At 66.4% G+C, this 20,741-nt stretch carries 13 protein-coding genes; 5 read left to right on the top strand and 8 right to left on the bottom strand.

Annotation, left to right across the window (positions count from 1 at the left end):
- Window positions 1–100: 100 nt before the first annotated feature.
- Window positions 101–3,712 carry a hydantoinase B/oxoprolinase family protein gene (locus tag AC1DOQ_RS05685; protein WP_477361091.1) on the top strand — a complete coding sequence of 1,204 codons (3,612 nt, stop codon included), beginning with the start codon at window positions 101–103 and terminating at the stop codon, window positions 3,710–3,712.
- Between the two features lie 26 nt (window positions 3,713–3,738).
- Here the strand turns inward: AC1DOQ_RS05685 and AC1DOQ_RS05680 are convergent, their stop codons facing one another.
- Window positions 3,739–5,376: a tetratricopeptide repeat protein gene (locus tag AC1DOQ_RS05680; protein ID WP_477361089.1), complete on the bottom strand. Its 1,638-nt coding sequence runs from the start codon at window positions 5,374–5,376 to the stop codon at window positions 3,739–3,741.
- Window positions 5,377–5,539: 163 nt separating this feature from the next.
- Here AC1DOQ_RS05680 and purL point away from each other — a divergent pair, with 163 nt between their 5' ends.
- The 3 genes from purL to lpxD all read left to right on the top strand — a co-directional run bounded on the left by purL (window position 5,540) and on the right by lpxD (window position 11,950).
- A complete protein-coding gene (purL, locus tag AC1DOQ_RS05675; protein ID WP_477361087.1) occupies window positions 5,540–9,550 on the top strand; it encodes a phosphoribosylformylglycinamidine synthase in 4,011 nt (1,336 codons plus the stop codon).
- A gap of 129 nt (window positions 9,551–9,679) precedes the next feature.
- Window positions 9,680–10,633: an IS1595 family transposase gene (locus tag AC1DOQ_RS05670; protein ID WP_477361085.1), complete on the top strand. Its 954-nt coding sequence runs from the start codon at window positions 9,680–9,682 to the stop codon at window positions 10,631–10,633.
- Window positions 10,634–10,909: 276 nt separating this feature from the next.
- Window positions 10,910–11,950 (top strand): UDP-3-O-(3-hydroxymyristoyl)glucosamine N-acyltransferase, encoded by a 1,041-nt coding sequence (gene lpxD, locus AC1DOQ_RS05665; protein ID WP_477361083.1) that lies wholly within the window; start codon window positions 10,910–10,912, stop codon window positions 11,948–11,950.
- Here lpxD and AC1DOQ_RS05660 read toward each other — a convergent pair.
- The 7 genes from AC1DOQ_RS05660 to AC1DOQ_RS05630 all read right to left on the bottom strand — a co-directional run bounded on the left by AC1DOQ_RS05660 (window position 11,928) and on the right by AC1DOQ_RS05630 (window position 18,795).
- Window positions 11,928–14,123: an ATP-binding protein gene (locus AC1DOQ_RS05660; protein ID WP_477361081.1), complete on the bottom strand. Its 2,196-nt coding sequence runs from the start codon at window positions 14,121–14,123 to the stop codon at window positions 11,928–11,930. The genes lpxD and AC1DOQ_RS05660 overlap by 23 nt on opposite strands.
- An 87-nt stretch (window positions 14,124–14,210) precedes the next feature.
- Window positions 14,211–14,990, bottom strand: coding sequence for a peptidylprolyl isomerase (locus AC1DOQ_RS05655; protein ID WP_477361079.1), 780 nt, complete (start codon window positions 14,988–14,990; stop codon window positions 14,211–14,213).
- Window positions 14,991–15,069: 79 nt separating this feature from the next.
- Complete coding sequence (locus tag AC1DOQ_RS05650) at window positions 15,070–15,861, bottom strand: peptidylprolyl isomerase (protein ID WP_477361077.1); 792 nt, start codon at window positions 15,859–15,861, stop codon at window positions 15,070–15,072.
- Between the two features lie 103 nt (window positions 15,862–15,964).
- Window positions 15,965–16,249, bottom strand: a complete 285-nt coding sequence (locus AC1DOQ_RS05645; protein ID WP_477361075.1) for a BolA family protein — start codon at window positions 16,247–16,249, stop codon at window positions 15,965–15,967.
- Between the two features lie 2 nt (window positions 16,250–16,251).
- Window positions 16,252–16,899, bottom strand: coding sequence for a septation protein A (locus AC1DOQ_RS05640; protein WP_477361073.1), 648 nt, complete (start codon window positions 16,897–16,899; stop codon window positions 16,252–16,254).
- A gap of 32 nt (window positions 16,900–16,931) precedes the next feature.
- Complete coding sequence (msrB, locus tag AC1DOQ_RS05635) at window positions 16,932–17,327, bottom strand: peptide-methionine (R)-S-oxide reductase MsrB (RefSeq protein ID WP_477361071.1); 396 nt, start codon at window positions 17,325–17,327, stop codon at window positions 16,932–16,934.
- A gap of 28 nt (window positions 17,328–17,355) precedes the next feature.
- Window positions 17,356–18,795 (bottom strand): protein adenylyltransferase SelO, encoded by a 1,440-nt coding sequence (locus AC1DOQ_RS05630; protein ID WP_477361069.1) that lies wholly within the window; start codon window positions 18,793–18,795, stop codon window positions 17,356–17,358.
- A 278-nt stretch (window positions 18,796–19,073) separates the two neighbouring features.
- Between AC1DOQ_RS05630 and AC1DOQ_RS05625 the strand changes: the two genes are divergently transcribed.
- The gene (locus AC1DOQ_RS05625; protein ID WP_477361067.1) at window positions 19,074–20,735 is read left to right on the top strand and encodes a 3-(methylthio)propionyl-CoA ligase; all 1,662 of its coding nucleotides are present in this window, start codon (window positions 19,074–19,076) and stop codon (window positions 20,733–20,735) included.
- Window positions 20,736–20,741 lie beyond the last annotated feature (6 nt).

Here is a 20,741-nt window from a genome sequence, read left to right as displayed (position 1 = left end):
CGGGAATGCTGTCGATACCCGGCATTGTCGCCAAAATCGCGCCGGCGCGCGAGACGCGACTACAATAGGCTGGATTTTCCGGCAACGAATTGGAGACAGCATGGATTGGCAGTTCTGGATCGACCGCGGCGGCACTTTCACCGACATCGTGGCGCGCCGCCCCGATGGCGCCCTCGTCACCCACAAGCTGCTGTCCGAGAATCCCGAACAATACCGTGACGCCGCCGTGGCCGGGATCCGCCACCTGCTGGGCCTGAAACCCGGCGACGCGGTGCCGGAAGGCGCGATCGACGCCGTCAAGATGGGCACCACGGTCGCCACCAACGCGCTGCTGGAGCGCAAGGGCGAGCCGACCGCGCTCGCCATCACCCGCGGCTTCCGCGATGCGCTGCGCATCGCCTACCAGAACCGGCCGCGCCTGTTCGACCGCCACATCGTGCTGCCCGAGCTGTTGTACGGACGCGTGATCGAGATCGACGAACGCATCGGCGCCCACGGCGAGGTGGTGCTGCCGCTCGACGAGGCCGGTGCGCGCCGCGACCTCCAGCAGGCCTGGGCCGCCGGCCTGCGCAGCCTGGCCATCGTCTTCATGCACGGCTACCGCTACACCCGGCACGAAGCGGCGGTGGCGCGCATCGCCCGCGAGATCGGCTTCGGCCAGGTCTCGGTATCGCACCAGGTCAGTCCGCTGATGAAGCTGGTCGCGCGTGGCGACACCACCGTGGTCGATGCCTACCTGTCGCCGATCCTGCGCCGCTACGTCGACCAGGTCGCGGCCGAGCTGCCCGGCGTGAACCTGCAGTTCATGCAGTCGAGCGGCGGCCTGACCGATGCGCGCGCCTTCCAGGGCAAGGACAGCATCCTGTCCGGCCCGGCCGGCGGCATCGTCGGCATGGTGCGCTCCAGCCGCCTGGCCGGCTTCGAACGCGTGATCGGTTTCGACATGGGCGGCACCTCGACCGACGTCTCGCATTTCGCCGGCGACTTCGAAAGGGTATTCGAGACCCAGGTGGCCGGCGTGCGCATGCGCGCACCGATGATGAGCATCCACACGGTGGCGGCGGGCGGCGGCTCCATCCTGCACTTCGACGGCAGCCGCTATCGCGTGGGACCGGACAGCGCCGGCGCCAATCCCGGTCCGGCCAGCTACCGCCGCGGCGGCCCGCTGACCGTCACCGACTGCAACCTCATGCTCGGCAAGATCCAGCCGCGGCACTTCCCGCATCTGTTCGGTGCCGGCGGCGACCAGCCTCTCGACCTCGAGGCCGTGCGCGCGGGCTTTGGCGCGCTGGCGGACCGGATCGGCGCGGCCACCGGCAGCACGCCGGCGCCGGAAGCGGTGGCCGAAGGCTATATCCGGATCGCGGTCGGCAATATGGCGAACGCGATCAAGCAGATCTCGGTGCAGCGCGGCCACGACGTGACCGGCTACACGCTCACCAGCTTCGGCGGCGCCGGCGGCCAGCACGCCTGCCTGGTGGCGGACGCGCTGGGCATGAAGACGGTGTTCATCCACTCGCTGGCCGGTGTGCTGTCGGCCTATGGCATGGGCCTGGCCGACCAGAGCGCGATGCGCGAGCGCGCGGTCGAGCGTCGCCTGGCCGATATGCGCGGCGACGAACTGTCCGCCGAACTCGACGAATTGGCGGCGCGGGCACGCGAGGAACTGCTGGCCCAGGGCGTGCCGGGCGAGCGCATCGACATGCTGCGCCGCGTCCACCTGCGCTACGAAGGCACGGATTCGGCCATCGTCGTGAGCCTCGGCACACAGGCGGCCATGCAGCAGGCCTTCGAGGATGCCTACAAGCGGCGTTTTTCCTTCCTCATGCCGGGCAAGACGCTGGTGGTCGAGGCGGTGTCGGTGGAGGCCCTTGGCCGTTCCGATGCGCCGCCCGAGACGGCGCTCGACGTCGCTGCGGCCGGCGCCGAGCCGGCCGCGCACGAGCGCGTGAAGATGTTCGCCGGCGGCGAATGGCGCGACACCGCGGTCTACCTGCGCGCGGACGTCAAGCCCGGCGCCATCGTCAAGGGTCCGGCCATCATCGCCGAGGCGAATGCGACCACGGTGGTCGAGGCGGGCTGGCAGGCCGAGGTGACGGCCTACGACCACCTGGTGCTGCGCCGCGTCGAGGCGCTGCCCGAACGCCACGCGATCGGCACCAGCGCGGATCCGGTGATGCTGGAGGTCTTCAACAACCTGTTCATGTCGATCGCCGAGCAGATGGGCCTGCGCCTGCAGAACACGGCCTACTCGGTCAACATCAAGGAGCGCCTCGACTTCAGCTGCGCGATCTTCGACCACGAAGGCAACCTGGTCGCGAATGCGCCGCACATGCCGGTCCACCTCGGCTCGATGGGCGAGAGCATCAAGGCGGTGATGCGCAAGAATAGGGCCGACCTCGCGGGCGGGATGAAGGCGGGCGACGTCTACGTGCTGAACGACCCGTACAACGGCGGCACCCACCTGCCGGACGTGACGGTGATCTCGCCGGTGTTCGACGAGGCGGGCAAGCAGATCCTCTTCTACGTCGGCTCGCGCGGCCATCACGCGGACATCGGCGGCACCACGCCGGGCTCGATGCCGCCGGATTCCCGCCACATCGAGGAAGAGGGCGTCCTGATCGACAACTTCAAGCTGGTCGACGGTGCCGACGGCGTGCTGCGCGAGCAGGAGACCCGTGCGATGCTGGCCGCGGCGCGCTGGCCGGCCCGCAATCCCGACCAGAACCTGGCCGACCTGCGCGCCCAGGTCGCCGCCAACCAGAAGGGCGTCGAGGAATTGCGCAAGATGGTCGGCTACTACGGCCTGGACGTGGTGCGCGCCTATATGGGCCACGTGCAGGACAATGCCGAGGAAGCGGTGCGGCGCGTGATCGCGGTGCTGAAGGACGGCTCGTACAGCTATGAGCTCGACAACGGCGCGCGCATCGAGGTGGCGATCCGCGTCGACGCCGCCGAGCGCAGCGCGGAGATCGACTTCAGCGGCACCTCAAGCCAGCTGCCGAACAACTTCAATGCGCCGTCCGCCGTGTGCATGGCGGCCGTGCTCTATGTGTTCCGTACCCTGGTCGACGACGAGATTCCGCTGAACGCCGGCTGCCTGAAGCCGCTGAAGGTGATCATCCCGCCGGGCTCGATGCTCAATCCTCACTATCCTGCCTCGGTGGTGTCGGGGAATGTCGAGACCTCGACCTGCATCACCAACGCGCTCTACGGGGCGCTGGGCGTGATGGCAGCTGCGCAGGGAACGATGAACAACTTCACCTTCGGCAATGCGCGCTACCAGTACTACGAGACCATCTCCGGCGGCTCCGGCGCGGGAGAAGGCTTCGACGGTACCGACGTGGTGCAGACCAATATGACCAACTCGCGCCTGACCGATCCGGAGATCCTGGAGTTCCGCTTCCCGGTGCGGCTGGAGAGCTACGAGATCCGGCCCGGATCCGGCGGGGCGGGACGCTGGCATGGCGGCAACGGCGGGGTGCGCAAGGTCCGCTTCCTGGAGCCGATGACGGCGGCCATCCTGTCGAACAACCGGGTGTTCGCGCCTTTCGGAATGGCGGGCGGGGAGCCCGGGGAGAAGGGCAGGAACCTGGTGCTGCGGGCTGACGGGCGGGTGCAGGAGCTGGGGCATATCGGCAAGGTCGATATGCAGGTGGGGGATGTATTCGTTGTCGAAACGCCGGGCGGAGGTGGTTACGGTTTGCCCTGACCGGTGAGCAGCCACCAACCAGGAAATCAACCCGAAATACCGTACTTCCGCTTGGCGCCCGCAAACTCCTCATCCAGCGCCTGCAAGCGCGGATGTCCCGGATCCACCGCCCGGATATGCTCGAGCTGCTCGGCGCACAGGCCGGCCAGCGGATGGTCCCAGCCCATTTCCATGATCTGGCGGAGGATGCCGCCCACCACCGCGATCATTACCTGCAGGTTGCCCGGTGCCATATGCAGGGCTTCCAGCAGGGTCTGCACGGCGCCGCGGACGTCGCCCATATTGCGCTTCTCGTCGGCCACGCCGAGCAGGATCTGGGCCTGGGCGCGCAGCTGCTTGCCCATGCCGTCCGCCAGGTCGGGACGGCCGGCCTTCACGAACACGTTCATGGCCTGCTGCACGGTCACGCCGCCGTCCTGGCCGCTCATGGCGGTCATCATGACTTCCGAGGCTTCCTCGTCCATGCGGTGATCCAGCAGGGAGCGGGTCAGGCCGACTTTCAGGTTCGGCGACAGCGCACTGCCGGCCCGCACCGCCTTTACCGCGCCGCGCAGGTCGGCGATGGCGCCGGCCCTGTTGCCGTTCGCATCGTGGAGCAGGGCGCCGGAGATCGCCATGCAGGCGTCAAGCTCCGGGGTGCCGCGCAGCGAACGTTCGAGGTCGCGGATCACGCCGACCGCCCCCTGCTGGTCACCCTTGCGCACCAGGGCCTTGACCAGGTTGACGTGGTCCTCGGGATTGCGGAATTCGGAGTAGCGCGAGCGCGTGACGACCTGCTTGAAGGACTTTTCGGCGGCGGCGACGTCGCCCGTCTCCAGCGCCACCTCGCCCAGCTTGCGCAGGCGCCGCACCATGTGGGGCGAGATGCCGACCGCTTCCTCCAGCGTCTTCTGGGCATGCGCGTGGTCGCCGCGCTCCTCGTAGCAGCGCGCCAGCAGGTCGTAGGCGGCCATCAGGCGCGGGTTGTCGCGTACCAGCTGTTCGAGCAGCTCGACGCCTTCGTCGACGCGGTTCTGGAACACCAGGCTGCGCGCCAGTCCCAGCCTGGCCCAGCCCAGCGGCCGCGCGGCGATCAACTGGCGGTACACGCCCTCGGCCTGTTCGTATTCCTTGAGCGAGACGTGCAGCTCGGCGCGCAGGCGGGCGAAGTCGACTGCGTGGCGTGGCTGGGTCCTGGCGGCCTCGATGCAGGTGCGGATCGCCGCCTGCGGATTGCCCTGGGCGATCTGCTGGTAGGCCGGCAGCATGGCGGTGCGGCGGGCGAGGGCGCGCTGGATGCGCTGGTTCAGGACCTCGGCCGTGAAGGGCTTGAGGATGTATTCGGTGGGCGCGAGCTCGGCGGCGCTGACCACCTTGTCGTGGGCGGCTTCGGAGGTCAGCATGATGAAGATGGCCCAGGGCGGGATCAGCTTGTGGTGGCGCAGGTCTTCCAGCAGCTGCTGGCCGTCCTGGCCTTCGCTGCCGCTGCCGCTGCCACCGCCGAGATCGTACTCGCAGAGGATGACGTCGTAGCCGCGCCGGCTCAGCTGCTTGACGGCCGTACCGGCGTTGACGGCATACTCGACGCGCGAGATGCCGGACTGGTTGAGCATGTTCTGCAGGTTGGCGCGGATGCCGGGGTTCGGATCGACCACCAGCACCGTCAATTGGCTATTTTCTTGCATCGTTTTTCGCGTCCATGCTCATTGGGTCTCCCCCGCTAAGATACCTATTCCTTGCCGTTCCGGCAACCATACCAGGAAGACCAGAGCCGAGGCAGGGGCGACGCTGTATAATAGCGGGCTATCTTCCACCCGCAGCCACGCTGCATCAACCGACTACCAAGCCATGTTGATTCTGCCGGGTTCCAATGCCCTCTCCGCCTTCCGTAGCCAACGCCTCCTCGCCCAGCTGCAAGCCGTCGCCCCGACGATTGCCGCGGTCCAGGCCCGTTACTACCACTTCATCGACGCAAGCAGCCCCTTGTCCACCGAGGACACGGAGCGCCTGTCGGCCATGCTCACCTACGGCGAGCCTGTGCCGGAAACGCAGTACGAGGGCGTGACCGAGGAGTACTTCGTGATCCCGCGCCTGGGCACGATCTCGCCCTGGGCCTCGAAAGCGACCGACATCGCGCACAACTGCGGCATGGCCCACATCCACCGCATCGAACGCGGCGTGGCCTATACCGTGGTGCTCAAGAGCGGCATCCTCGGCACCGGATTCGGGGCGCCGAAGAAGCTGGGCGCCGACGAAGTCCAGGCCGTGGCAGCCCTGCTGCACGACCGCATGACCGAGACCGTGCTGCGCAGCGCCGACGAAGCGCAGGCCCTGTTCAGCGAACTCGAAGGCCGTCCGCTCGAAGCCATCGACGTGCTGGGCAAGGGCCGGCTGGCGCTGGAAGAAGCCAACCGCGACATGGGCCTGGCCCTGGCCGAAGACGAGATCGACTACCTGCTCGACGCCTTCACCAAGGCCCAGCGCAACCCGACCGACGTCGAGCTGATGATGTTCGCCCAGGCGAACAGCGAGCACTGCCGCCACAAGATCTTCAACGCCGAGTGGACCATCGACGGCGTCAAGCAGGACAAGTCGCTGTTCCAGATGATCAAGAACACCCACCAGCTGCAGCCCAAGGGCACGGTGGTGGCGTACAGCGACAACTCGGCCATCATGGAAGGCAGCGCAGCGATGCGCTTCTTCCCGCAGCAGGGTGAAGACGGCGTCCAGGAATACAAGCCCATGACCGAGCTGACCCACACGCTGATGAAGGTCGAGACCCACAACCACCCGACCGCGATCTCGCCGTTCCCGGGCGCCTCCACCGGTGCCGGCGGCGAGATCCGCGACGAAGGCGCGACCGGCCGCGGCGCCAAGCCGAAGGCCGGCCTGACCGGCTTCACCGTGTCGAACCTGGCGATCCCCGGTGCCGAACAGCCCTGGGAAGTGCCGGCCTACGGCAAGCCCGAGCGCATCGCCTCGCCGCTGCAGATCATGGTCGACGGCCCGCTGGGCGGCGCCGCTTTCTCGAACGAATTCGGCCGTCCGGTGCTGGGCGGTTACTTCCGCACCTACGAACAGAACGTCGGCAAGACGGCGATGGGCGAGAACACCGTGTTCGGCTACCACAAGCCGATCATGATCGCCGGCGGCATCGGCAACATCTCGGACGCCCATACCCACAAGAACGACATCCCGGTCGGCAGCCTGCTGCTGCAGCTGGGCGGTCCGGGCATGCGCATCGGCATGGCCGGCGCGGCGGCGTCCTCGATGGCGACCGGCACCAACACCGCCGACCTGGACTTCGACTCGGTCCAGCGCGGCAATCCGGAGATGGAGCGCCGCGCCCAGGAAGTGATCAACTCCTGCTGGCAGCTGGGCGAAGCCAACCCGATCATCTCGATCCACGACGTCGGCGCCGGCGGCATCTCGAACGCCTTCCCCGAGATCACCAACGACGCCAAGCGCGGCGCAACCTTCGACCTGCGCAAGGTGCCGCTGGAAGAGAGCGGCATGTCGCCGCGCGAAATCTGGAGCAACGAGTCGCAGGAGCGCTACGTGCTGGCGATCTCGCCCGACGACCTGGCGCGCTTCGCCGCCATCTGCGAACGCGAGCGCTGCCCCTTCGCGGCCGTCGGCGTCGCCACCGAAGAGCGCCAGCTGCGCCTGATCGACCCGATCACCAGCACCTCGCCGGTCGACATGCCGATGGACGTCCTGCTCGGCAAGCCGCCGAAGATGCAGCGCGACGTGACCCACGTGCAGAATACCTTCCAGCCGGTCGACGTGACCGGCCTGGAACTGGATGAAGTGGCGCGCCGCGTGCTGCTGCTGCCGACCGTGGCCGACAAATCCTTCCTGATCACCATCGGCGACCGCAGCGTCGGCGGCATGAGCGTGCGCGACCAGATGGTCGGTCCGTGGCAGGTGCCGGTCGCCGACTGCGCCGTCACCACCCTGAGCTTTGAAGGCTACAAGGGCGAGGCGATGGCGATGGGCGAGCGCACCCCGGTGGCCGTGATCGACGCCGCCGCCTCGGGCCGCATGGCCGTCGGCGAGGCGATCACCAACATCGCCGCCGCCCCGATCGCCAGTATCGAAGACATCAAGCTGTCGGCCAACTGGATGGCGGCCTGCGGCCAGCCGGGCCAGGACGCCGCCCTGTTCGATACCGTGAAGGCGGTTGGCATGGAACTGTGCCCGGCGCTGGGCATCTCGATCCCGGTCGGCAAGGATTCGCTGTCGATGCGCACCACCTGGAACGACAACGGCGAAGCCAAGGCCGTGATTTCGCCGGTGTCGCTGATCGTGTCCTCGTTCGCACCGGTCCATGACGTGCGCAAGACCCTCACGCCGCAGCTGCGCACCGACCTTGGCGACACTTCGCTGATCCTGGTCGACCTCGGCCGCGGCAAGAACCGCCTCGGCGCATCGAGCCTGGCCCAGGTCACGAACCAGGTCGGCAACGATACCCCGGACCTCGACAACCCGCAGGACCTGAAAGCCTTCTTCGCCGCGATCCAGCAGCTGAACGCGGACGGCAAGCTGCTGGCCTATCACGACCGTTCGGACGGCGGCCTGTACGCGACCCTGTGCGAGATGGCCTTCGCCGGCCGCGCCGGCGTGTCGGTCAACCTCGACATCCTGACCATGGAAGGCGAGCACGCTTCCGACCATGGCGACGCCAAGAACTGGACCGCGCAAGTCGGCGAACGCCGCAACGAGATGACCCTGCGCGCGCTGTTCAGCGAAGAGCTGGGCGCCGTCATCCAGGTGCGCCACGACGAGCGCAGCGAGGTGATGAACGTGCTGCGATCCTTCGACCTGGGCGCCTGCAGCCACATCATCGGCAAGGTCAACGACCGCGGCGTGATCGAATTCACGCGCGACACCAAGGTCATCTACAACAAGCGCCGCAGCGAGCTGCACCGCCTGTGGAGCGAGACCAGCTGGCGCATCGCCCGCCTGCGCGACAATCCGGAATGCGTCGACCAGGAATACGAGCGCCTGCTGGACGAGCAGGATCCGGGCTTCACGCCGAAGCTGGTGCACGACACGCAGGAAAACATCGCCGCGCCCTTCATCGCGACCGGCGCCCGCCCGAGCGTGGCGGTGCTGCGCGAGCAGGGCGTCAACTCGCACATCGAAACCGCCTGGGCGCTGCACCAGGCCGGCTTCAAGGCGGTCGACGTGCACATGAGCGACCTGATCGCCGGCCGCGCGAAGCTGGATGACTTCAAGGGCATCGTCGCCGTCGGCGGCTTCTCCTACGGCGACGTGCTGGGCGCCGGCGAAGGCTGGGCCAAGACCATCCTGTTCAACGCCGCGCTGAAGGAACAGTTCGCCGAATTCTTCGGCCGCGCCGATACCTTCGGCATGGGCGTCTGCAACGGCTGCCAGATGATGAGCAACCTGAAGTCGATCATTCCGGGCGCCGAAGCCTGGCCGAAGTTCACCCGCAACAAGTCGGAACAGTTCGAAGCCCGCTTCGGCATGGTCGAGGTGCTGGACTCGCCGTCGATCTTCTTCGCCGACCTGGCCGGCACCCACGCGCCGCTGGCGATCGCCCACGGCGAAGGCTTTGCGGACTTCTCGCAGACCGGCGACCTGTCGAAGGCAATCGGCGCGCTGCGCTATATCGACAACCGCGGCCAGGCGACCGAGCAGTATCCGTTCAACCCGAACGGTTCGCCGGGCGGCCTGACCGCGGTCACCACGCCGGACGGCCGCTTCACGGTGATGATGCCGCACGCCGAGCGCGTGGCGCGTACCGTGACGATGTCCTGGCATCCGGATGGCTGGGGTGAGAATTCGCCCTGGGCGCGCATGTTCCAGAATGCGCGGAAGTGGGTTGGTTGATTTGATGTGATTCGTCACGAAAAGCGCTCCTGCGGGGGCGCTTTTTTTTGGGCGCTGTTCGCGCCAGGTGTGGAATCTTTTCCGTAAGCCTGCGGTCCAATGTCGACCTGAACCGTTGACGGAGGCTCCATGCAAGCACGGCAGTTTGAACAGTTCCTGCAACGCCTGTCCAGCCTGACCCGGCGGCAACGCGACCGCCTGCGCGCACTGCTGCAATCGGCAGCCGGCCTCGACCGCGTGCTCGAGATCGTCGAGCAACCCGCCGCGCCGCTCTGTTGCCCGCACTGCGAAGCCAGCAAACCCTATCGCCACGGTCACGCCCATGGACTGCAGCGCTACCGCTGCCGCAGTTGCCGCCGCACTTTCAATCTGCTCAGCGGGACGCCGCTGGCCCGGTTGCGCTACAAGGCGCACTGGCTCGACTACCTCGGCGGCATGCTCGACTCCCGCAGCGTGCGCCGCGCGGCGCGCGAGATCGGCGTGGCCAGTGCGACCAGTTTTCGATGGCGTCACCGCTTCCTGGCCTTGAGCAAGGATGACCGCCCGCAGCGCTTGAGCGGTATCGCCGAAGCCGATGAGATGTATGTGCTCGAATCGCACAAGGGTTCCCGACATCTCACTCGTCCACCACGAAAGCGCGGCGGCAAGGCGACAAAGCGTGGGATCTCGAACGAGCAGGTGTGCATCCTGGTCGCACGCGATCGCAGCGGCCAGACCATCGATGCCGTGACCGGCAAGGGAAGCGTGAGCAAGCGGCAGCTAGTAGAGCACCTGGGGCCAAGGCTGGAGCGCGACGTGCTGCTGGTGACCGACAGCCATGCGGCCTATCCGGCATTCGCGCGGGAGCTCGGAATCTCACATGAGGCCATCAACGCGAGCGCCGGCGAACGAAGGCGCGGTGCGCTGCACATCCAAAATGTGAACGCGTATCACAGCCGGATGCGCGCCTGGCTGCTGCCATTTCGCGGCGTTGCCAGCCGTTATCTGGGCCATTACTTCGGCTGGCGCTGGGCGCTGGATGGGCAGCGCATTGCCAGCCCCGACGCCTTTTTGAGAGCGGCGCTGGGCAGGTTCAACACTTAGCGCGAACAGCGCCTTTTTTTTGCAGTCATGATCAGCTACTGTCGAGTAGTTTGACATCTGGTTAAATGAAGCCATGTACTGCCGCGCCAAGTAATTGAAAACAATGAGTTATCGATTCCTGGTATCAAATTTGCTATAGATCGTCTGCCACTAATCAATTCCGGTGTCGGCCCACGCTGCCGGTCGGCGTCTTGTCGCCTGTCGCGCGCGGCGATGCGGAACTGCTGACCCAGAAGCGCTGTCCAATCCGGTATCGACAAACCGGGAGGACGGCGCATGGCTACACGGGTAGGCGAGCTGGTCGAACGCTTCGGCGGACAACTCGAGGGCGATCCCGACGTCGAAGTGTCGACGATCGCCCCGCTGGAGCGTGCCGGCCCCGGCGACATCAGTTTCCTCAGTAACAGCAGGATGCGCCCGTTGGCGGCGCACAGTCGGGCGGCGGCGTTGATCCTTTCGCCGCGCGACGCGCCGGAAGTGGCGGCCACCTATGAGGGCGCCCGCATCGTCACCGCCAATCCCTATGCCTATTTCGCGCGCACCGCGCAGTTCCTGCTGCCGCGCGCCGCCCCTGAGCCGGGCATCCATCCGTCCGCGGCGGTGCACGCGAGCGCGCGCATCGATCCCGCGGCCCATGTCGGCGCCCAGGTCACGGTGGAAGCGAATGCGGTGGTCAAGGCCGGCGCCGTGATCGATGCCGGCTGCTATATCGGTCCCGAGGCCGTGGTGGGGGAGCAGACCCATTTCTTCGCCAACGTGACTTTTCACGCCCGCTGCGTGATCGGCGCGCGCGGCATCCTGCATTCCGGGGCGGTGATCGGCGGCGACGGGTTCGGCTTCGCAATGGAGGATGGGATCTACATCAAGATCCCGCAGATCGGGCGGGTGGTGATCGGGGACGACGTCGACATCGGCTGTAACACGAGCGTCGACCGCGGCGCCCTCGACGACACCATCATCGAGGATGGGGTCAAGCTCGACAACCAGATCCAGATCGGCCACAACTGCCGCATCGGCGCCCACACGGCAATGGCGGGCTGTGTCGGCGTGGCCGGCAGCGCGCATATCGGCAGGCATTGCACCTTCGGCGGCGCGGCCATGGTCAACGGCCATATCGAGATCGCCGACCACGTGCACATCACGGCCGGCACCCTGGTGGCGACTTCGATTTCCGAGCCGGGCCGCTACACGGGCTTCTATCCGATCGCGCCGCACGCCGAGTGGGAGCGCAGCGCGGCCCTGCTGCGCAAGCTGCCCGTCATGCGCGAGAAGGTCCGAGCGCTGGAGCGGGCGCTCAAGTCACTGTTGCAGGGCTAGGCGGCTGCAGCGCGCGGACCAGGTCCTCCAGCGTGGCCGGCTTGGTCAGGTGAAGGTCGAAGCCAGCGTCCCTGGCGTGCTCGATGTCGGCCTGCTGGCCATAGCCGGACAAGGCCACCAGGCGCAGCGCCTTGCCGTGCTCCTGGCGCAGGGCCGCGGCAAGCTGGTAGCCGTCCATGTCGGGCAGGCCGATGTCGAGGATGGCGACTTCGGGCGCCTGGACGCGCGCGGCGGCGAGGGCCTGCATGGCGTTGTGTGCGACGTCGACGCTGTGTCCCAGCTGCCGCAGCAGGGTGCCGGTACCGGCGGCGGCGTCTTCATTGTCGTCGACCAGCAGGATGCGGCAGGTTTTCCGTGCCGCGGCGGGCGCGCTTGGCGCCGGCTTGGCCGGGGCGGCGGCGAGCGGCAGCAGCACGTCGAAGCGGCTGCCCTGGTTCGGGCCCGGGCTGTTCGCGCTGACGCTGCCGCCATGCAGTTCGACGATCTTGCGGACGATGGCCAGGCCCAGGCCGAGGCCGCCCGTGTGGCGCGCCAAGGGTTGGGGCGCCTGGTAGAAGGGTTCGAAGACCCGCGACAGCAGCTTGGCGTCCATGCCGATGCCGTTGTCCTCCACCGTCAGCCGGGCCAGGCCGGCGTCGTGGTCGGCCACCAGGCTGACGTGGGTGGCGGTGCTGCCGAAGCGCGCCGCGTTCGACAGCAGGTTGTTCAGGACCTGCACCAGGCGGCTGTCGTCGCCTTCGATCCAGAGCGTGTCCGGCGCTTCGAGGGTGATGGACATGCCGGGCAGGGCGGCGACGGTGTGGCGCACGGTCTCGGCCAGGTCGAGGGGGCGCAGGTGCAGGTTCAGCTTGCCGGAGGCGATGCGCGAGACGTCGAGCAAGTCGTCGACCAGGCGCTTCAGGTGAGTGACCTGGCGCCGCATGATGGCGCGCTCGCGCTGCGCGCCGGGTTCGTCGCGCATGTCCATCAGGTCGAGCGAGGCGACGATGGGACTGAGTGGATTGCGCAGTTCGTGGCCCAGCACGGCCAGGAATTCGTCCTTGGCCTGGCCGGCGCGGCGCGCCTGCTCGAGCGCGTCTTCGAGCGAGGCCAGCAGGCGCGATCGTTCCAGTTCGTGGCGGGCGCGCTGGTGTCCCGCCGCTTCGAGGGCGCGGCCCATGCGGCCCAGTTCGCGGATGCGCGAATGCGGCACGCTGAAGGGGCGTCCGGCGCCGACCGCCGCCGCGGCCCGGCGCAAATGGTTGAAGGCGGCGACGATGCGCCACGACAGCCAGTAGGCGAGGGCGATGCAGATCGCCAGCGAGATGCCGACGCCGGCCGCGTAGGTGCCCACGCCCTGCAGGAAGGCGGTGCGCAGGCTAGTCACCGGGCTGTTCACGATCACCGTCCAACCGTAGCGCGACAGGCTGGTGTAGGCGGTGGCGACGGGGTCGCCTTCCTTGGTGTACGTGGGGCCGGTGCCCTCCTGGCCGTGCTTGTGCATCAGTTCGCGCATCGCGGGCGTGATCGGCTGGGCGACATAGCGTTCCTGGTTCTTGGAGCGCGCAACGATGTGGCCGGAGGCATCGATCACGGCGATCAGCGAGTCCGAGGGCGCTTGCTGGCGCTCGATGACGCGCAGGATGCGGTCCGGCTTGACGACGGCGCTCAGCACGTAGGCATGCGCGCGGCCGTCGGTAATCGGGATCCGGACCGCGGCGGCGGCACGCCCCCGCGGTCCAAGGATCATGCGCCCGACGACGGCCCGATGGAGAACCAGCGCTTGCTGGAGACTCTCCGGATCGACGGGCGGCGGCATGACGGAGCCGAACGCCGCGTTCGTGCGGAACAGGGTTGTTCCTTCATGGTCCGCCAGGAATACCCCCAGCCAGTTGGGCTGGCTTGCGGCCTGGTTGCGCGCCACCTCGTAAAACGAGCGGATATCGCCCGCGACCATGGCTGGGCTGCGCGCCAGGCCCGACAGGGCGGTGACCGTCGAATCGAGTTCGGCGTCGACGGCGCTGGACAGGGCGCGGGCCAGGTCCAGCATCGCGCGCTCCTGCTCGCGCTGGCGGTATTCGCTGGCCACGTGGATGCTCCAGATGCCGAGCAGCGCGAGGGGCAGCAGCCCGATCGCGGTCAAGAGGATCAGCAGGTGGCGGAGCGGCAGAGAGCGGCCGCGGTGAGCGTGCATGGTGGCCCGAGGCTTAGGCAGTGAATGAAGGAAGGGCTCAAAAAAAAGCGCTCCGGCCTGGAGCGCTTTTTGAGTCGCAAGACCGGATTACTGGATCTTGGCCTTCTTCATCAGCTCTTCGCGGAAGGCTGCCAGCTTACGCTGCTGCAGCTGTTCCGCGACCTGCTGCTTGACTTCTTCCAGCGGCGGGATCTTGGCCGCACGGGTGTCTTCCAGCTTGATCACGTGGTAGCCGAACTGGGTCTTGACCGGGGTCTCGGTGATCTGGCCTTTGTTCAGCGAGGTCATGGCCTTCGAGAACTCGGGCACGAAGTTGGCCGGGCTTGCCCAGTCCAGGTCGCCGCCGTTCTGTGCCGAACCCGGATCCTTCGACTGCTTGGCCAGGTCTTCGAACTTGGCGCCGCCCTTCAGCTTGGCGATAATGGCCTTGGCTTCGTCTTCGGTGCCGACCAGGATGTGGCGGGCGTGGTATTCCTTGTCGCCGACCTGGGACTTGAACTTGTCGTACTCTGCCTTGATTTCGGCGTCGGTGACCGGATGCTTCTTGACGTAGTCGGCCAGCATCGCGTTGATGATGATGCTCTGGCGGGCATTCTCGATCTGGTTCTTGACTTCCGGACGGGTGCCGATGCCTTGCTTGTCGGCTTCCTGGATCAGGACTTCGCGGCCGATCAGGTCGCGCTTGATCGCCTCGCGCAGTTGCGGCGAATCGGTGGCCTTGCCCTGGGCAACAACTTGCTTGACGACCTGGTCGACCTTGGCCGCAGGGATGGGCTTGCCATTGACGGTCGCGACGTTTTGTGCGAACGACGGCAGGGCTACCATCGCGGTCATGGCTAACAACAGGCGGGCTGGCTTGACAATCATTTATTCGATCCTATTCAAATACGAAAAGTCGCGAGGCGACGAAAACCGGCGGCACGGGGGCCGCCGGTGATGCTACATCTTACTGCACCTTTGCCTTTTTGACCATTTCCTCTTGGTACGAGGCCAGCTTCTGCTGGGTCAGGGCGTCGGCGATCTGCGGCTTGACTTCGTCCAGGGTCGGCAGCTTGGCCGGGCGGACGTCGTCCAGCTTGATCACGTGGTAGCCGACCTGGGTCTTGACCGGCTTCTCGGTGATCTGGCCTTTGCTCAGGCCGGTGAAGCCGGCGGCGAATTCAGGCGGGAAGGAGGACGGGCTGGCCCAATCCAGGTCGCCGCCGTTGCTGGCGGTGCCGGTGTCTTTCGACTGCTTGGCCAGGTCTTCGAACTTGGCGCCGCTCTTCAGCTTGGCGATGATGGCGTTGGCGTCGGCTTCGTTCTCCACCAGGATGTGGCGCACGTGGTATTCCTTGTCGCCGGTCTGCTTGGTGAAGCGGTCGTACTCGGCCTTGATCTCGGCGTCGGAGACCGGATGCTTGGCGATGTAGTCGCGGGCCAGGGCGGTGATCACGATGGTCTGGCGGGCGTTCTCCAGCGCCTGCTTCACATCCGCGTTCTTGTCGTAACCCTGCTTGACCGCTTCCTGCATCATCACTTCGCGGGCGATCAGGTCCTTCTTGATCGCTTCACGCAGTTGCGGCGAATCGGTTGCCTGGCCCTGGGCCACGACCTGCTTGACCATCTGGTCGGCGCGCGAGGACGGGATCGCCTTGCCGTTGACGACGGCGAGGTTCTGGGCGAACGAGGACGAGGTGGCAAACGATGCGGCGATAGCGATCAGGGCTAACAGCAGCCGTGCTGGCTTAAAAGTCATGGTGGTTCCTGTGAGGGGGTTGCTTGGACGAGATTGGATTAGTTCTTGTAATACGTAGCAGATTTTCGAACAGATTACTTAAGACTTCCTGAAGGGCTAAGGCTTACGACAATTCCGATGGTGCAAGGGCGGTGATCGCCAGCGCGTGAATGTCGGTATGCATCATTCCTTGCACGGCATCATACACCAGCCGATGGCGCATGACGAGCCTCTGGCCCTCGAAGCGATCGGAAACGATTCGGACGCTGTAATGGCCCCCGCCGGAGGCCGCGCCGGCGTGGCCGACGTGCAGGTGGGAGTCGTCGCCGACCTCGAGCTGGGAAGGCTGCAAGGCGGCTTGCAGCAGGGAGCGGATGCGCTCGAGGCGCTCGTTGTTTACGGTTGCCATGCTCACGCGTCTCCCTGTTCCTGTTCCTGGTCCTGGATGTGCTTCGACAGCATCAGGGTCTGGATGACGATGAAGGCGAAGAAGATGCCGGTCACGCCGAACAGCTTGAAGCTGACCCAGGCGCCGGTATTGTCCTTGAAGACGATGAAGGCCATGACCAGGTTCAGCACGCCCACCAGGGCGAAGAAGGTCATCCAGGCATAGCCGACCTTGGCCCAGACGTGTTCGGGCAGCTTGATCTGCGCTTCCATCACCTTGCGCATCAGGTTGTTGCGGAACCCGACCTGGGCCACGAACAGGGCCAGCGCGAATACCCAGTAGAGGATGGTCGGCTTCCACTTGATGAAGTTCTCGTCGTGGAAGTAGATGGTGGCGCCGCCGGTCACGGCGATCACGCCCAGCGACAGCCACAGCATGCCGTCGACCTTGCGGCCGCGCGCCAGCAGATACAGGATCTGCAGCACGGTGGCGACGATGCCGACCGCGGTGGCCAGCATGATCGGCGACTGCGCCGGGGTGAGGTTGCCGCCGGCGATCAGGCCGCCCATATACTGGACCGCCAGGGCGTGGGCCGCCTCCTGGTGGCCGTCGGCGAACTTGAAGACGACGAAGAAGAGAATGACCGGGAACAGGTCGAACAGGAATTTCATGCGTGTGCGCGTGCCTAGTGTGAAAACCGTGATTATGCCGGTTCGAAACGCAGAGCGGCCGAATTGATGCAGTAGCGCAGGCCGGTCGGCGGCGGACCGTCTTCGAACACGTGGCCCAGGTGGGCGTCGCAGACGGCGCAGATGATCTCGGTGCGCACCATGCCATGGCTGCGGTCGACCTTCTCGATCACGTTGTCCGGGTCGATGGCGCGGAAGTAGCTGGGCCAGCCGCAGCCGGACTCGAACTTGGCGTCGGACTCGAACAGCGGGGTATTGCAGCAGACGCAGTGGTAGATGCCGTGTTCGTGGTGGTCCCAGTACTTGCCCGTGAAGGCGCGCTCGGTGGCCGCGTGGCGGGTCACCTGGTATTCCATCGGGTCGAGCTGGGCGCGCCAGTCGGCGTCGGTCTTGGTCACTTTTTCGGTCATGATGTCGTCTTGAATCTCGATGATGGTATCAGGAGGAGCAGCTCACCTCGAGGTGGGATGCCCAGTCCGGCGGCAGCGCCGCATACTGTTCGTTCTCCGGCTGCTCGTCGAAGGGATGTTCCAGCACGGCGAGCAGCTTGCGGACTTCGGAAAAATCACCATTCTGCGCCTTTTCGATGGCGGTCTGGGCCAGATAGTTGCGCAGGATGTACTTGGGATTGACGCGCTGCATGGCTTCGCGGCGCACGGCATCGACGCTGCCTTCCTGGCGCAGGCGGGCGCGGTAATCCGCCGCCCAGGCATCGAAGCCGGGGCGGTCGAGGAAGAGGTCGCGTAGCGGCGGATCGGCTACCCGCATGTCGGCTACCCGCATGGCCGCCTCGGTCCCGGCGTCATCGAGGACGTCGACGCGCAGCTCGCCCAGCCGGCGGAAGAACAGGGTGAAGTCGACGCGGTTCTCGTGCATCAGCTTGAACATCGCATCGGCCAGCGCGCGGTCGTTGTCCTGCACGGTGGCCAGGCCCAGCTTGGCGTGCACCAGTTCGTCGAACTTGTCGCCGTAGGCGTCGACATAACCGTCCAGCGCAGCCTCGGCCGCCTCCTTGTCCTGGATCAGCGGCAGCAGGGCATTCGCCAGCGCATAGCAGTTCCAGTGGCCGACCGGCACCTGGTTCGAGTAGGAATAGCGGCCGCCCTGGTCGGTGTGGTTGCAGATGTGGTCGACGTCGAAGGCTTCCATGAAGCCGAAGGGACCGTAGTCCAGGGTGATGCCGAGGATGGACATATTGTCCGTGTTCATCACCCCGTGCATGAAGCCGACCGCCTGCCAGTGCGCGATCATGCGCGCGGTACGGCGCGTGACCTCGAGCAGCAGCTCCAGATAGGGGTTCTCCGCGTTCCGCAGTTCCGGATAGAAGTCGCGGATCACGTAGTCGGCCAGGATGCGCAGCTCTTCCTGCCTGCCGCGGTAGTGCCAATGCTCGAAGGAGCCGAAGCGCACGAAGCTCGGCGCCATGCGGGTGACGACGGCGGCGGTCTCGATGGTTTCGCGCACCACCTGCTGGTGCGAGCCGGTCAGCATCAGGGCGCGCGTGGTCGGGATGCCGAGTGCGGCCATGGCTTCCGAACAGAGGAATTCGCGGATCGAGGAACGCAGTACGGCGCGGCCGTCGCCCATGCGCGAGTAGGGCGTCATGCCGGCACCCTTCAGCTGCAGCTCCATCGGACCTTCGGGACCGTTCAGCTGGCCCAGCAGGATGGCGCGGCCGTCGCCCAGTTGTCCGGCCCAGTGGCCGAACTGGTGGCCGGAGTAGACGGCGGACAGGGGCTGGGAGCGCGGCGGCACGTGGTTGCCGCTGAAGACCGCGACAAGATCCTCCTGGCGCAAGGTCGCCGGGTCGAGCCCGGCCAGCGCCGCGGCCCTGCCGCTGGCCGCAACGAAGTAGGGCGCAGGCAGGGGCGTCGGCATCAGCCGCGTGTAGAACGCGGGCGGCAATTCAGCGAAGGAATTGTCGAATGGCAGGTCGTCAGCGGTAATGGCGTTTCCTTCTTGTTCGGACGTTCAAGTCGCAGTTGCCGGGATTCTAACCCAGACGGCGGGATCATATGAGCGCGCTTGTGTGCGGCCCATTACCGTTACATTCGGTAACGAATACCTTTGCCTCGTGATGCGGCGCAGCATCGAAAACCGTTGACGCTCTGCGCAGAGCCGTCCCACACTCGGCCGCAACAACCACAGGAGGCCCGATGCAGTCCTATCCGCAGAGCCCTGTCATGGGGCAGATGATGAGCCAGCCGCTCTCGATCTCCAGCATCATCCAGTTCGCCGCGCGGCATTACGGCGGCAGCGAAATCGTCTCGCGGCGGGTCGAGCCCGACCTCACGGACCTGCACCGCTACAGCTACCGCGACTGCGAACTGCGTGCCCGCCGCCTGGCGCGGGCGCTGGCGGAGCGCGGCATCGCGATGGGCGAGCGGGTCGGCACCCTGGCGTGGAATGGCTACCGCCACCTCGAACTCTATTACGCGGTGTCGGGCTCGGGCGCGGTCCTGCACACCATCAATCCGCGCCTGCATCCGGAGCAGATCGCCTACATCGTCAACCACGCGCAAGACCAGCTGCTGTTCTTCGACCTGACTTTCCTGCCGCTGGTCGAGGCGATCGCGCCGCACTGCGCGGGCGTGAAGGCGTTCGTGCTGATGAGCGACCGCGCCCACATGCCGCTCGAAACGCGTATCCCGAACCTGCTCTGCTACGAGGAACTGATCGAGGCCGCCGCGAGCGACTACAGCTGGCCGCTGTTCGACGAGAACGCCGCCGCAGCGCTGTGCTACACCTCGGGCACCACCGGCAATCCGAAGGGTGCGCTGTACTCGCACCGCTCGACCGTGCTGCACGCCTATGCCTCGGCGATGCCGAACGTGCTGAACGTGTCGGCCCGCGACACCGTGCTGCCGGTGGTGCCGATGTTCCATGTGAACGCCTGGGGCTTGCCGTATTCGGTGCTGCTGTCGGGCGCGAAGATGGTCTTCCCCGGCGCGCAGCTGGACGGCAAGTCGCTGTACGAGCTGTTCGAGCGGGAGGGCGTGACTTTCTCGGCCGGCGTGCCGACCGTCTGGCTGGGGCTGATCAACCACGCGCTGCAGAACGGCTTGCGCTTCTCGACCTTCCGCCGCACCGTGATCGGCGGCTCGGCCTGTCCGCCGGCGATGATGGATACCCTGATCGAACGCTTCGACGTGCAGGTCATCCACGGCTGGGGCATGACGGAGATGTCCCCGCTCGGCACCACCGGCGGCCTGTTGGTCAAGCACCTCGCGCTGCCGAAGGAAGAACAGCGCAAGATCCTGCAGAAGCAGGGCCACGCGATCTATGGCGTCGACATGAAGATCGTCGACGACGACGGCGTCGAGCTGCCCTGGGACGGCGTGAGCTTCGGCCACCTGCTGGTGAAGGGGCCGTGGATCGTCGCCAAATACTTCCGCGATGAAGGCGGCGACGTGCTGCAGGATGGCTGGTTCCCGACCGGCGACGTCGCCACCATCGACCCGGAAGGCTTCATGCAGATCACCGACCGCAGCAAGGACGTGATCAAGTCCGGCGGCGAGTGGATCGGGTCGATCGACCTGGAGAACATCGCGATGGCCCATCCGGCCGTGATGCAGGCCGCCTGCATCGGCGTCCATCATCCGAAGTGGGACGAGCGCCCGCTGCTGGTAGTGGTGCGGCGGCCCGGCGCGGAAGTGACGCGCGAACAGCTGCTCGGCTTCTTCGAAGGGAAGATCGCGAAGTTCTGGATGCCGGACGACGTGGTGTTCACCGACAGCCTGCCGCTGGGCGGCACCGGCAAGATCCAGAAGAACCGCCTGCGCGAGCTGTACCGGGACCACCGCCTGCCCGGCACCTGAACGAAG

The organism is Massilia sp. 01N417 (assembly GCF_056399645.1).
The sequence above is the reverse complement of the archived record's forward strand: the minus strand, read 5'-3'. Positions and strand labels throughout refer to the sequence as shown.

Coding starts and splice junctions, on each gene's coding strand:
- AC1DOQ_RS05685 (WP_477361091.1), top strand. CDS start 101: ATGGATTGGCAGTTCTGGATCGACCGCGGCGGCACTTTCACCGACATC.
- AC1DOQ_RS05680 (WP_477361089.1), bottom strand. CDS start 5,376: ATGCAAGAAAATAGCCAATTGACGGTGCTGGTGGTCGATCCGAACCCC.
- purL (WP_477361087.1), top strand. CDS start 5,540: ATGTTGATTCTGCCGGGTTCCAATGCCCTCTCCGCCTTCCGTAGCCAA.
- AC1DOQ_RS05670 (WP_477361085.1), top strand. CDS start 9,680: ATGCAAGCACGGCAGTTTGAACAGTTCCTGCAACGCCTGTCCAGCCTG.
- lpxD (WP_477361083.1), top strand. CDS start 10,910: ATGGCTACACGGGTAGGCGAGCTGGTCGAACGCTTCGGCGGACAACTC.
- AC1DOQ_RS05660 (WP_477361081.1), bottom strand. CDS start 14,123: ATGCACGCTCACCGCGGCCGCTCTCTGCCGCTCCGCCACCTGCTGATC.
- AC1DOQ_RS05655 (WP_477361079.1), bottom strand. CDS start 14,990: ATGATTGTCAAGCCAGCCCGCCTGTTGTTAGCCATGACCGCGATGGTA.
- AC1DOQ_RS05650 (WP_477361077.1), bottom strand. CDS start 15,861: ATGACTTTTAAGCCAGCACGGCTGCTGTTAGCCCTGATCGCTATCGCC.
- AC1DOQ_RS05645 (WP_477361075.1), bottom strand. CDS start 16,249: ATGGCAACCGTAAACAACGAGCGCCTCGAGCGCATCCGCTCCCTGCTG.
- AC1DOQ_RS05640 (WP_477361073.1), bottom strand. CDS start 16,899: ATGAAATTCCTGTTCGACCTGTTCCCGGTCATTCTCTTCTTCGTCGTC.
- msrB (WP_477361071.1), bottom strand. CDS start 17,327: ATGACCGAAAAAGTGACCAAGACCGACGCCGACTGGCGCGCCCAGCTC.
- AC1DOQ_RS05630 (WP_477361069.1), bottom strand. CDS start 18,795: ATGCCGACGCCCCTGCCTGCGCCCTACTTCGTTGCGGCCAGCGGCAGG.
- AC1DOQ_RS05625 (WP_477361067.1), top strand. CDS start 19,074: ATGCAGTCCTATCCGCAGAGCCCTGTCATGGGGCAGATGATGAGCCAG.